The sequence below is a fragment of the Candidatus Methylobacter oryzae genome, assembly GCF_003994235.2.
Classification (GTDB): Bacteria; Pseudomonadota; Gammaproteobacteria; order Methylococcales; family Methylomonadaceae; genus Methylobacter_A; species Methylobacter_A oryzae.
Genome location: NZ_RYFG02000104.1, coordinates 21,907 through 34,583, shown reverse-complemented (window position 1 = coordinate 34,583; position 12,677 = coordinate 21,907). Strand labels below are relative to the sequence as shown.

Sequence of the window (12,677 nt, the reverse complement as noted above, 5' to 3'; positions counted from 1 at the left end):
TTTATACCCTGCATTCCAGATCGTAAAAACTTTTTTTCAATAAGCAGTCCAACTGCTGCGTTTTCAGCACGGTTTTGATTTTGGCCGAAGCGCCGCAGTCGCCGTAAGGATTTTCGACCGCTTGCAACAATGCTTGAAATTGTTCGGAAAAAAGCTGGTCCACCGCCTTGGCGATAGCCTCGGCTTCGGGCTCGCAATGAATCACGCTATCGGCGCACAGCCGGCCTTTCTGTCTGTCGCCGATATTGATCGTGCCGATTTTAAAAGCCGGAGCTTCGATCAAACCGCTGGACGAATTGCCGACCACCGCGTTCATATATTGCAACGCAGATAAATAACGCAACGTCCCCAGTGACACAAACGCCGCGACCCGTTCGGGAAAGCGCTGCCGGTATTGCTCGACCATGCCGATAATCGCGCGGCCGTCGGTATCGGCATTGGGCAGCGTGAAAATGATATGGCAATCGCCGAACCGGTCCAGCGCTTGCAGCAATTGCTCGAATTGCGCGGCCGCCGTCGCTTTTTCCAGCGTGACAGGATGAAACGTCACCAACAGGTTACGTTGGCCCAATTTAAAATCAATGGCTTGCTCGAGCTGTTCCCTATCCAACAATTGCAACCGAGCGATATTATCCAAGCCCAGCGCGCCGACGTTAAACACATGCCGTGGCTGCTCGCCCAACTGAATTACGCGCTGCCGGTAGCGTTCGGTTGCAGTGAAATGCAGATGCGCCATTTTGCTGATCGCGTGGCGTATCGCATCGTCGACCGCGCCTTCGGTGATTTCGCCACCGTGAATATGGGCAACCAGGATGCGGTGCGCCATCGCCGCCTGGCAGGCGGCAAAAATCTCGAACCGATCGCCCAGCACCACCAGCAGATCCGGCTGCAACGCGTCCAGCGCATCTGCAAAACCGATCACGCCCAGGCCTATCGATTTAGCGATGCCGACCGGCGTGTCCGAGGACAGTAGCATTTCCACTTTGCGTTGGATCGTAAAACCGTCTAGTTCAATCTGCTTCCAGGTCAAACCGAATTCCGGCGACAGGTGCATACCGGTAACGACAAGTTGCAGAGCCAAGTCGGCATCGTCCTGGATCTCTTTCATCAGCCAATACAACAAGCCGTATTCGGCGCGCGAACCGGTGACAACGCAAATTTTACGTTGAACCTGCTGCATCAGATCACGCTGCTGGGAATGTTGACGACTCTGGCCGCAGCCCACTCGGTGTTGACCAGACTATCTTTTTGGCAATGCCGGTACATCGGCAGGCGATGCATCGGCTCCCAGACCGGCCGGGTCATCACGCCCTGCTCGTTGGTCACCGTCAAGAAAGCGTCTCGCGCCGCCTCGTCTTCCAGCACGAGCGCGTTCAGCCAATAATTCGAGCATGCTGCTTCGGGTTCGACGACGCATTGCCATCGGTTGCGTCCGCACCAATCGATATAGCGCGCCGCCAGCTCGCGTTTTTTGATTAGGAACTCAGACAAGCATTCGAGTTGCGCGACGCCTAACGCGGCATTCAGATTCGGCATCCGGTAATTGAATCCGATTTGGTCGTGCATGAACTGCCACGGATGCGGCAGCTTGGCGGTTGTCGTCAGGTGCTTGGCTTGTTTAGCCAATTGTTCGTCGTCGGTCAAGATCATGCCGCCTCCGCCTGTCGTCATGATTTTGTTGCCATTGAAGCTCAATACGCCCAACCGGCCGAACGTACCGCAATGCCGGCCATGCAGCGTGCTGCCCAACGCTTCCGCGGCATCCTCGACGACCGGGATGTGGTATTTTTCGCAGACTTCGATAATGCCGGGCATGTCAGCCGAGTGGCCGAACGTATGCATCGGCACACAGGCGGCGATACGTTTGCCGGTTTGTTTGTTCCGGGTTTCGCCGTTGCGTATTCCGGCGAATTTATCCAAATAGTCGGCCAATGCTTGGGCCGATAGCCCGAGCGAGGTTTTATCGACGTCGATAAAAACCGGCTCGGCGCCGCAATAATGGATTGCGTTACAAGTCGCGACAAACGTCAACGCCTGGGTGATGACTTCTTCGTCTTGCTTCACGCCGGCCAGTAACAAAGCAACATGCAAGGCCGACGTACCGTTCACCGTCGCCACCGCGTACTTGGCGCCGGTGTAGACCGCGCATTCGGCTTCGAAGCGGTCTACGTAGCGGCCGACACTGGACACGAACGTGCTGTCTATCGCATCCAGCAGGTATTCTTTTTCCCGGCCCGTGAACAGCGGCGCATGCAGCGGGATCGGCTGGTCGGATAGGAACAGTTCCCTGACGAAACGGACAAAGTCCTCGGCAACCGCTCCTTGCGTTGCACAACCTCCTGCTCCCATGCAGTCGTCCCCTTTCCCTGGAACCGTACCTCCTACATCCTTGTCGTCATACATTGTAGATACCGGCTTTATATTTCACGAGGTTTTCCGGCCGCAAAAACCAATCGACGGTACGCCTCAGCCCTTCTTTTAAGCCGACCTGGGACTCAAAAGCAGTCAACGCCTTGATTTTGCCGTTATCGCACCAGAGCCTGTTCACTTCGGATTTTTCCGGGCGCAAGCGTTGTTCGTCGACGATAAACTCGACATCGCTGTGCATGATGTCTTTAATCAGGTTCAACGTGTCGCCTATCGATATTTCCGAATTCGAGCCAATGTTGACCGTCTCGCCCAGAGTCTGGTCGGATTCGGCCAGCGCAATAAAACCGCGGCAAGTGTCTTCGACGTAATTGAAATCGCGCGTCGGCGAAACGTCGCCCAACCGGATTTGTTTTTTGCCGCTGGCAATCTGGGTGATAATTGTCGGAATGACCGCCCTGGCCGACTGCCTGGGGCCGTAAGTGTTGAACGGACGGGCTATCGTCAGCGGCAAGCCGAACGCATTATAAAAACTCATCGCCATCGCATCGGCGGCGATTTTGCTGGCGCTGTACGGCGATTGCGGCTGCAATGGATGTTTTTCGTCGATGGGCACGTATTGAGCCGTGCCGTAAACTTCACTGGTCGAGGTATGCACAACCCGCCCGACTTTGTTATCCAGCGCGGCTTGGCAGATATTCAGCGTACCTTTGATGTTGGTGTCGACATAGCTGTCCGGCGCCACGTAAGAGTACGGAATCGCAATCAACGCGGCCAGATGATAGATCACATCGATACCCTGAGTGATATGTTTGCAGTAATGCGGATCCCTGACGTCGCCGCTCAGGACTTCGATTTGGTCCAGAGCGTCAATGTCTTCCAGCCAGCCCCAGCCATTGAACGAGTTGTATTGGGATAGGGCTTTGACCCGGTGCCCCTGCTTGACCAGCATTTCGGTAAGATGCGAACCGATGAACCCGTCGGCTCCGGTCACTAATATATTTGCCATAACGTCACTTGATTATTGTTCTACCAATCCTGCTGCGACCAACGCTTCGGCCATCGCCCAGTCGGTTGGCGTATCGATATCCAGACTCATGATCGCGTCCATGACCAACGGCAATGTGCGCTCGGCATAAAACGAGCGTTTTTGCAGCAAGACCGAAGTTTTGCACAAGTACATCGCGCCGTTCGGCGTCAACAGCGGCTCGACGTCCTGGCGCCGGGTTTGCACTTGCTGCTCGCTCAGCGCAGTTAAAAAGCCGTCCCGTGTTTTGAACAACGTCGTCAAATCGCGGTGTATTTCCTTGCAACCGATTACGCCGTCCGCCTGCTGTTGAACCATCATCGCTAGAGCCTGCACAATTATAGCAGACGACCGGAACGGCGAAGTCGGCTGCAGCCACATCAGTTGTTCCGGCAAATAACGATATTCAGCCTCGAACCATTGCAATGCATGGTCTATCACGGCCAATGCCGACGCCGTGTCGTCAGAGCAAGCGGCCGGACGAACAAAAGGCACATGCAACCCGGCCTCTTGGCCGACGTCGGCGTATCTTTCCGAATCGGTCGATAAAATGGCAAGAGAGTTGCGGGGATTTGCTTTCCGAATTGCCCGAGCCGTCCAGGCAATCAAAGGCTTATCTCCTAACCATTTTATATTTTTATCAGGTATTCCCTTTGAGCCGCTTCTGGCGGGAACAATAATCAATGTTTGAGTCGGCATATTTTCTTAAATGACCCTGAGGCTTTCATCATAGCGCAGTTAGCCTGGGAAGAATCTATCGTTGTTACTCTCCTCAGATTCAAGCAAAAGTAAAGCGATAAAAATACTTCACAGTTAAATGCGTCAACTTTATTTCTTTTGAAGTATTGCGATGTAAAGCCATGCTCTCATCAAATAACTCAACCTAATCAGGTTAGCTATGATTTTCAACCGCATCGCTGGCAGGGACGTTGCTTAGTGACTGTATCGCCGACTGCTCAATAAAATGATAGACAGCCGTATCGTAAGTAAATTTTTGAGCTAACAATAACGGCGACTTAGCAGGAACTGCCCGATTTTCAAAAATATCCGTCAAATCCTGTTCGGTTTTAAAAAACAGGCAAAACTCGTCCCAATGCGGCGTTTCTGCAATATCCCGGCAATCGTAAACGACTGGAATACAACCGCAAGCGGCAACCTCGACAAGGCGCTGGGAGTTAATTTCAAACGGATGGGAAACAATCGCATAAGTTGCCGAGCGATACACATCAGCAACCTGAACACCGTGTTGCAGCTCACCTTGATAAAAAGGAGCAACTAACGAATCTTGCTCCCAATAACGTCCATAAATCTCCACCGGCAAATTCGAATTTCGGCAAAGCCATTTTACGGAATAGTCCCTGACGACATAATGCAGAAGCTTCCAGAACACAAACTCATAATTTAGATGAGTGCGCTCCGCGATAGTTGTTATTGCCTGCTTATCGAAACTTCTTCCCTGATTTAATATTTCAACTAACTCCGTAATAGCTTGCATTTGCTGATTGTCAGCAAAATTTATTGCCGGCAAATACGAACTGCCGACAAAAACTATTTTTTGCTGCAGCTGTTTATTATCCGAATAGAATATAGCCTCATCGAAAACAAAATGCTGGCGCTGTACTTTTTCAGCACCGCACTGTTTAAGATGCTGATCAAAGATCGGCGAAATTGAGAAATTGAAATCGTTTTTCCGCCAATTTAATAACTGGTGATTTCTAATTGCCGGCATTAAATCCTGCCACCACATAATATTAATAACATCATCGTGGAGAAAACCATTATTTACGTTATTTACATTAAAGGTAACGTGTGGATTAAAGTTGATATATGTATTAAAGAAATCGACAGCATTGGAACCTTCCATATCGTTAGATTCAATATAAAAAAGAACCTGATAGCCTTGCTTTTCAAATGCCTTTGCTACGCCTTGCGAGCTATATTGCATGACAGTGGTCAGGCGAGAGCTGGGAATAAATACGCGTATTGGCTCGCCTTCAACAACAGCCGGTTCCAACGCTTTTGACACTCGAGTTAATTGTTGAACAAAGACTAATCGTTTATCTTTTATAGCCTCTAAAGCGCTGACAAAATCTTCCTTTACCGCAGCTTTTAGTTCTTCTTCCAACTCGCAAGGCATTTCAATTTTTTCAGGCACCCGCAATCTGGACATAACAAAAAAATCGATAATATCGGAAAATTCGATATGAATCAGGTTGCCAATATCATGTGTAGGTAATTCGCCCCGGTAATAACATACTTGTAAGCCGTCTATGGTCGGATGGCCGCAATTAACCCGATTCAGCTGCTTTGCAATATTTAGAGCCAATAAAGGATCAACAAAGTAAGTATCGGCATGAATATATCCCGGTACAGAGTATTGATTCCGATATTGCTGAATTTCCTCAATAACATCGGCAGGCATTTCGTTAAAATGCACTACACCATCTTGAGAAATGGCAATAATTTGCGGTATCGGCAAATGGTTATGGGCGAAAAAATCAACAAAATTATCGGCCGAAACCTGGATAAAATTATTCAGTACAATATCGGTTAACGGCCCATCATAGTAACAATACTGTAAACGCTGATAGCCTTTTTCATCGACAATTTTATTCTGCTTTACCGCTTCTGAGTAAGCATCTTCTATATTAAGGAAGAATATATCCTTGCTGTCTTGCTGATCGAGTCTTTCTTGCCCAGTCATAGCCATCCTAAATTCAAATTCATCAAATAAAATTGATATGCTCAGGCGGATTTTTTAAATCCCACAGGAACTTGTTGACGTAATCCTGCCGGCAGCCAATAGCGCAGTCCTTATGCACATCGACCGATTCGGCAACGTCTTTATGCACTTGCCAGTAACGCTCGCTGTTAGCGACCAAATCGTAGAAAGAATCCTTATGCAAATCGCCGATATAAAAACGCTCTTTATTAAAAAACGGCCCGCAAGGATAGATTTTGCCGTTACCGGAGATTTGCAGTAAAAACGGAGTACCGAAGCATTGATCGTACTTCCGGTAGCCGTCTTTATACAGGCTGGTTTCACCGGCGGCGTTGATCTTGTTCCATTTCGCCTGCACTACGTAGTTCTCGTTGCTGAGCTTTTCGGCCTGTCTCAGAACATCGCCGATTTGCAGGTAAGCGTCGTAATCGATACCGATTTCCTTATATTCCGAATCCGAACAATGCTTGATGACGAAATAATCCACGCCCAGTTCGGCGCCCAATTCGGCTTCCGCCAGCACCTCGTCGAAGCATTCCGGAATCAGCACCATTTGCAAGCCTAGCGTGCATTTGTAGTTGTTTTCTTTCTTGATTTTGACCAGCTCGCGGATTTTGTCGATCAACAGCTTGAAATTGTTCTCGCTGGATTGGTGCACGCGCCGGAAACCTTCCGGTGTACCGGCGGACAGGTTGAAGCGGATATAACTCATGTTTTTCAGCAAATCGTGCGCCCGGTCCATGTCCAACAGCAGACCGTTGGTCGCCATCGAGGTATCGATGCCCAGGCTGGCGGCCAACACGGTCGCATCGTAAAGCGTAGGATTCAGTGTCGGTTCGCCATCGCCGATAAAACCCAGCGACTTGACACCCAGCTTGCCGCAGTCCTCGACAAATTGCAGCAGCGCCTCACGGCCGATCATCGTACCTTTGGTCATGTTCTGCACTACCGCGTAGCAATACAAACAGGCTGTGTTGCAAAACTTGGTCAGCCCCATGTCGATATGCACCGGCGCGAAACGCTGGCCGTTTTGCCAAGCCTGGATACGGTCCAAGTGATAAAGCATTTTGTGGCCGTCGAAACGAAAACGCTCCCTCTGCGTGCGGAAACTGGGCCCTGTGAACTGGTTCGGCACCGGCTTTTCGTGCTCGCAGCCTTCCTCAAGCCGGATAATGCCCTGCTCGCCGTCGTGCGAAACGCTTTTGAACTGCTGTCCGGGCAGCTTGGTCAACTGGCTGGTGTCGATAACTTGATAATCGCTGTTCGACAGCGCGCTACGGTCGACAATCTGGTTAGACGTCCGCAATTTGTGCCCTGGCTGGCTAAACATCGGGACGTTATCGGGAATTGAAGTGACGGCGGAATTGCCGAAACGATTGGTTGGACCATTCTTAGCCATAATGTTGTTTTCTCTGTTCGTTAAAAAGGGCCGGCGAAACTGCGGTCAGGCAAATCTTTTGCTAAATCGGACTGCAATTTTGCTTTCACTGTTTGAGTTAGCGGCCGTTTGTCCAACATTTCCAGCGCGGCCTCAGCAATTTCTTCGGCTCCCGGATAATAATGATTGGCTATGAACGGCGATGTCGGCACCGGATGATTCGGATAAGCGATTAGCCGCGGCGGCTGTCGCATCATCCCGTAGTGAGACAGAAAAAGCTTGGACAACAAGTTATGCGCAATCGACGCCATTTCCGGCGCACAATCGGCCACTAACAATAAGCCGGTTTTGCCTATCGACTCGGCAACGCTGTCCGTATCCAACGGCGTCAGGCAGCGCATGTCGACGACCTCGGCCTCAATGCCGTGCTCGGCCAGCACGGCCGCGGCTTTCAGTGCTTCAATCGTCATTTGCGAGAACGCCGCCAACGTAATGTCGCGGCCTTCGCGCAGCACCGCCGCGCCGACAAGCTGATCGCGGCTACGATCTTTATCGACTTCGCCGTTGATATGGTGCAGCCAGCGGTGTTCGATGAACAACACCGGATTATTGTCGGCTATCGCGTCCAGCATAAAATGGTAAGCATCGTTGGCGGTCGTGGGCATCACCACCCGCAAACCCGGCACCTGCGCGAACATCGCCTGCAGGCTTTGCGAATGCTGCGGTCCCTGCCCCCAGCCTCGGCCGATAATCACCCGGATCACCAGCGGCACGCACTGCAGGCCGTCGAACATGTAACACCATTTGGCCGCGTTGTTGACGATCTGGTCGACCGACAGTAACGCAAAATCGATGCGTTGGTGTACCAGCACCGGTCGCATGCCGCCCAACGCCGCACCGATGCAAATACCGGTCATGCCGTTTTCGGACAACGGCATGTCCAGCACCCGCTCGGCACCGTATTTTTCGCGCAAGCCTTCGGTGGTAGCAAAAATGTTTTTAGGGTCGGGCACGCCTTCGCCGATCAGGATCATTTCGGGATACTGCGCCAAGCCGTCGTCCAGCGCCTCGCGTATCGCCTCGCCGTAGCTGATGGTTTTGACGTCACGCATACAGATGCAGCTCCATGCTGGAGACAACCGGACGGCTGCATTGCAGTGCCCATTGGAATGCCTGCTCGATTTCCTCTGCCAGCGAATTTTCCATTGCCTCCAGTTCCGCATCATTAATCAAGCCGCCGTCCAGCAACGCCTGCCGCGTTCGCAGCAGCGGGCAACGCTGCTTCCAGACCGCCAGTTCGCCCGGCGGCCGGTAGCCCAGCTCATCGTCTTCGTTGGGCCCGCAATGCTCCGGCCAGCGGTGCGTATGCAACTCCAGGAACTGCGGCCCGTGACCCGCACGGGCATTGGCGATGGCGGTTTCTGCCAGCGTAAACACTTCATCGACGCGGTTGCCGTCGCCGCTGGCGGCCTGCAAACCGTGCGCGGCGGCGATTTTGTAGATTTCCCGGTCGGGCTGGCGCTCGGACAGCCGCGTCATCACCGAATATTGGTTGTTCTCGCAGACGAACAACAGCGGCAGTTTTTTTAGTGCCGCGAAATTCATCGTTTCATGCAACACGCCTTCTTCGAAGCAGCCGTCACCGAAAAATACCGCCACGACATTGAATCCCTGTGCTGTATCGAATTTTTTATTACGTTCGGCCCAGGCGTATCCAGCGGCCAGCGGCACGGTGCCGCCGACTATCGGCGTCGAAGCGATAAAACCGGCAGCAAGATCGGTCAAATGCATCGAGCCGCCGCGGCCGCCGCAACAGCCTTCGGCAAAACCGTACAACTCGGCCAACAACCGGCGCAAATCACCGCCTTTGGCAAGGTAGTGTCCATGTCCCCGGTGATTGCTGAATATTTTATCTTGAACGGACAGATGAGCGTTAACACCGACAGCAATCGCTTCTTCACCGATACAAAGATGTGTCGGGCAACGCATTTGCTGTTCCCGGTAACGCTTAGCAATTGCTTCTTCGATACGACGAATACGAAGCATTTGATAGTAGAGCTGCTTTAAATCGGCAGTTGTTTGGACCATAAACGTTACTTCAACAAAGTTGAGATATATTTGAATAGCGCCACTGCCCTAACCGGCTCTCGGTTGCAGACGATCTGCACGTCCAACGCGGCGGCAACGCTGCCGGCAAACAAAGCTTGCTCAGGCGCAAAACCGCCTGCCAAACATAAGCCCGCAATCGATAAAAACGCGTCGCCGGCCCCTATCCTGTCCACCACCTGCGAGGACAGGGCCGGAATTTTATAAGCGCTTTTGTCTTCATCGACCATCAAGGCACCTTTAGTACCTCGGGTAATCGCGATATGCTTGGCTTGCAGTTTATCCGCCAGTTGTCCTGCCAGCTCTTCAATTTCGCCGTTTCTGTCATGCGCAGCCAAGCGTAATTCCGGTTCGTTTAGCGATAAGAAATCGGCGCGCGGATAGCGGGTAATCAGGTGATAGCCGCGATTGCCGCTGTTGACCTGGGCGTTCACGGCCAGGAACCGGGCGTTGCGCGACAATTTCTCGACCATTTCGCCGGAAATGAAACCGTTGCCGAAATCCGGCACGATTACTGCGTTAAAATCGGCCAAATGCTTGTCCAGCCAGTTCACGACCTTGCGATTGGTTTCCTCGGGCAACGGCGCGTCGTTGTAAAAATACACCTCAAACAGTTTGGCGATGTCGGCATCGACATAGCGTCGTTTGACAATAGTCGGTCGATCCTGGCTGAAAAAAAATACCGGATCGATAGCCGAATTAAGGTTCGCACGAATAAAATCCTCATGGCTCCTAGTAGAGCCCAATCCTGTCAGCAAGGTGACACTGTCGGAAAACTCGGCGACATGATTAGCTACCGCAATCGCTCCGCCGGCGAAACGTTCGTAATCGTTGTATTTAACCGCAAAGACATTGCCTTTGCCGGTCTGGCCCAATGCCGACGTATAATGGTATTCATCGATGATCGCTTCGCCGACCACTAACACGTTCAAACCGCTCAGTTTTTTCAGCTTGTCGATAATCTCGTTAGCGCCGATCACTTGCTTGAATTGATCAAGATAAGCGGAAGTTTCCGGCGAAAACACCTCGAAGTATTCATTCAACAAGCGTGTCGAGCTGGAGGTCAGTTCATCGGTAAAGAAAATCCTGCCGCCGTGGCGTTCGACCGCCTCTTTTTCATGCTGGATATTGCCGGTAATATCGTCGCTGGTGCTCTTGTAATCGCTGCCTTTCACGTACAAGTCGGGCTTGACCTGGTCCAGCACCTCAACAGCGGTCACTGCATGATTGATCGCGACCTGGTCGACGCAAGCCAGCGCGGCGATGTTCTCGGCGCGCAGGTATTCGTTGAATACCGGCCGGCCCGGCCCTTTATTAACAAATTCGTCGGCCGTTACGCTGACCAATAGATGGTCGGCCTGCTTGGACGCGCTTTGTAAGTGGCGGATATGGCCAATATGTAAAAGGTCGAACGTGCCGTGACATAAAGCCACGGTTTTTCCTTCGGCTTGCAGCTCGGCGCAACGTTGCGCCAACTGCTCGATAGATACGATTTTTTCGGTCGACATAGATTATTTCCTGATCAAGTGATCGGTAATATGGTGCAGCACGAACAAATGCCCTAGCTCAACCATACCGTAGTGACCGCTGTCTAACCAGTAATTCCAGCGCCCCAATTTGCGTAACGGATTATCGTCTTTAAAACCGCTCAGCGTCATCACTGCCAGCCCCTTGATATTGGCGGCTTGCACTGCATTGATGATGTTCAGCGATTGACCGGAACTGCTGATCGCGATCAATAAGTCGCCCGGATTGGCAAAGGAGGCAATTTGCTTCGCAAATGCCTGCTCGTATCCATAATCATTGGTGAAACAGGTCAGCGGCGCCGCCTCGTGCAAAGTCAATGCGCATAAGCCGCCGACGTTGCGCAGGTCGGTGATCACATGACTGGCAATCGCCGCGCTGCCGCCGTTACCGAGCACGATGATCTTGGCCTGCTGCTCGCGAACCCTGGCGAACTCGGACAGCATCTGTTGAATTACCGTATCGCCGTCCAGCAGCAATCCCTGATGATCGGTAAAAACGCTGCCGGTCAGCAACTGAGCGAATTGTGATGCTGCGTGTCCTATAGCCATAACAGACCTCTTTATTTGTCGAGATATTTAAACCAGTCGGCTGTCGCATCGGCTATTGAAGTCCGATTCCATAGCGGCGCATCTTTCCAATAATCGATATGGTCGATCATATTGGCGACGCCTTGTTCAAAACTGACTTGCGGACTCCAGCCCAGTTTTGCCTGAATCTTGGCGGTATCGGCGAACGTACAATCGGGTTCGCCGGGCCGCTTGGGGATGTATTCGACCGGCCCACCCAACAAGCCAACCAAGTGGTTGACGCTGTAGGTGCCGCCGCTGCCGACGTTCATGATTTCGCCGCAAATATCGGACTGGGCCGCGGCAATGAACGCGTTGGCGACGTCGGTCACATAGGTGAAATCGCGGGTTTGCGTGCCGTCGCCGACGACGGTGTACGGCTTATTGTTGATTTTCTGCGCCAGAAACACGCCGAATACGGCGCCGTAAGCGCCGGTGGTGCGGGCATGCGGGCCGTACACGTTGAACAGCCGCAACGATACCGCCGGCAGGTTATACAGCTGCGCCCAGTGCATGACCAGTTCCTCGCCCATGTATTTGGTCAGCGCATAAGGATATTGCGGCCTGATCGGCGCTGTTTCCGGCGTCGGAAATTGCTCGGCCAAACCGTAGCAAGAAGATGATGCGGCATAAACAAAACGCTTGATATTGGCCGACTTGGCCGCTTCCAGCACGTTAAACGTGCCGCTGACGTTAGTCTCGTAGTAAGCGCGCGGCTGTTCGATAGACGGTACGATGTCGGCGACGCCGGCCAGATGGAATACCCAATCGACGCCGTCGAACAGCGGCTTGATCGCTTCCGGATCGCGAATGTCTGCCAGATGAAAACTGAAATTGGGCTGATCCAGTAGGTCTGCGATGGTCTCCCGGCGGCCGCCGGTCAGGTTGTCGATTACGTGGACTTCGTGACCTTGCCGCCACAATTCCCGGCTTAAATGACTACCGATAAAACCGGCACCGCCTGTAACTAATACTTTCATGGTC

The 12,677-nt window shown here is 52.2% G+C and carries 12 protein-coding genes; 1 reads left to right on the top strand and 11 read right to left on the bottom strand.

Annotation, left to right across the window (positions count from 1 at the left end; all coding sequences use genetic code 11):
• Window position 1: 1 nt before the first annotated feature.
• From neuC to EKO24_RS13730, 5 genes are all read right to left on the bottom strand, one after another.
• Window positions 2-1,180: a UDP-N-acetylglucosamine 2-epimerase gene (neuC, locus tag EKO24_RS13750; protein WP_127027999.1), complete on the bottom strand. Its 1,179-nt coding sequence runs from the start codon at window positions 1,178-1,180 to the stop codon at window positions 2-4.
• Window positions 1,180-2,403, bottom strand: a complete 1,224-nt coding sequence (locus EKO24_RS13745; RefSeq protein ID WP_241674539.1) for a LegC family aminotransferase — start codon at window positions 2,401-2,403, stop codon at window positions 1,180-1,182. The genes neuC and EKO24_RS13745 overlap by 1 nt, the downstream gene beginning before the upstream one ends.
• Complete coding sequence (locus EKO24_RS13740) at window positions 2,396-3,376, bottom strand: NAD-dependent 4,6-dehydratase LegB (RefSeq protein WP_127028000.1); 981 nt, start codon at window positions 3,374-3,376, stop codon at window positions 2,396-2,398. Before EKO24_RS13740 ends, EKO24_RS13745 begins: the two co-directional genes overlap by 8 nt.
• A 12-nt stretch (window positions 3,377-3,388) precedes the next feature.
• Window positions 3,389-4,093 carry an acylneuraminate cytidylyltransferase family protein gene (locus tag EKO24_RS13735; RefSeq protein WP_127028001.1) on the bottom strand — a complete coding sequence of 235 codons (705 nt, stop codon included), beginning with the start codon at window positions 4,091-4,093 and terminating at the stop codon, window positions 3,389-3,391.
• A gap of 193 nt (window positions 4,094-4,286) precedes the next feature.
• Complete coding sequence (locus EKO24_RS13730) at window positions 4,287-5,549, bottom strand: glycosyltransferase family protein (RefSeq protein WP_241674535.1); 1,263 nt, start codon at window positions 5,547-5,549, stop codon at window positions 4,287-4,289.
• A gap of 198 nt (window positions 5,550-5,747) precedes the next feature.
• On the opposite strand from EKO24_RS13730, the gene EKO24_RS23240 reads away from it, so the two are divergent.
• Complete coding sequence (locus tag EKO24_RS23240; protein ID WP_241674533.1) at window positions 5,748-5,948, top strand: hypothetical protein; 201 nt, start codon at window positions 5,748-5,750, stop codon at window positions 5,946-5,948.
• Window positions 5,949-6,120: 172 nt separating this feature from the next.
• Here EKO24_RS23240 and EKO24_RS13725 read toward each other — a convergent pair whose 3' ends face one another.
• Genes EKO24_RS13725 through EKO24_RS13700 form a run of 6 tightly spaced genes read right to left on the bottom strand, consistent with a single transcriptional unit; the run spans window position 6,121 to window position 12,673 of the window.
• Window positions 6,121-7,515: a radical SAM/SPASM domain-containing protein gene (locus EKO24_RS13725; RefSeq protein WP_127028003.1), complete on the bottom strand. Its 1,395-nt coding sequence runs from the start codon at window positions 7,513-7,515 to the stop codon at window positions 6,121-6,123.
• Between the two features lie 20 nt (window positions 7,516-7,535).
• On the bottom strand, window positions 7,536-8,606 hold the full coding sequence (locus EKO24_RS13720) for an alpha-ketoacid dehydrogenase subunit beta (protein WP_127028004.1): 1,071 nt from the start codon (window positions 8,604-8,606) through the stop codon (window positions 7,536-7,538).
• Window positions 8,599-9,582 carry a thiamine pyrophosphate-dependent dehydrogenase E1 component subunit alpha gene (locus EKO24_RS13715; protein ID WP_127028005.1) on the bottom strand — a complete coding sequence of 328 codons (984 nt, stop codon included), beginning with the start codon at window positions 9,580-9,582 and terminating at the stop codon, window positions 8,599-8,601. The genes EKO24_RS13720 and EKO24_RS13715 overlap by 8 nt, the downstream gene beginning before the upstream one ends.
• Window positions 9,583-9,587: 5 nt before the next feature.
• Window positions 9,588-11,108, bottom strand: a complete 1,521-nt coding sequence (locus EKO24_RS13710) for a PfkB family carbohydrate kinase (protein ID WP_127028006.1) — start codon at window positions 11,106-11,108, stop codon at window positions 9,588-9,590.
• A 3-nt stretch (window positions 11,109-11,111) separates the two neighbouring features.
• Window positions 11,112-11,675, bottom strand: a complete 564-nt coding sequence (locus EKO24_RS13705) for an SIS domain-containing protein (protein WP_127028007.1) — start codon at window positions 11,673-11,675, stop codon at window positions 11,112-11,114.
• 11 nt (window positions 11,676-11,686) lie between these two features.
• Window positions 11,687-12,673, bottom strand: a complete 987-nt coding sequence (locus EKO24_RS13700; protein WP_127028008.1) for an SDR family oxidoreductase — start codon at window positions 12,671-12,673, stop codon at window positions 11,687-11,689.
• Between the last annotated feature and the right edge of the window lie 4 nt (window positions 12,674-12,677).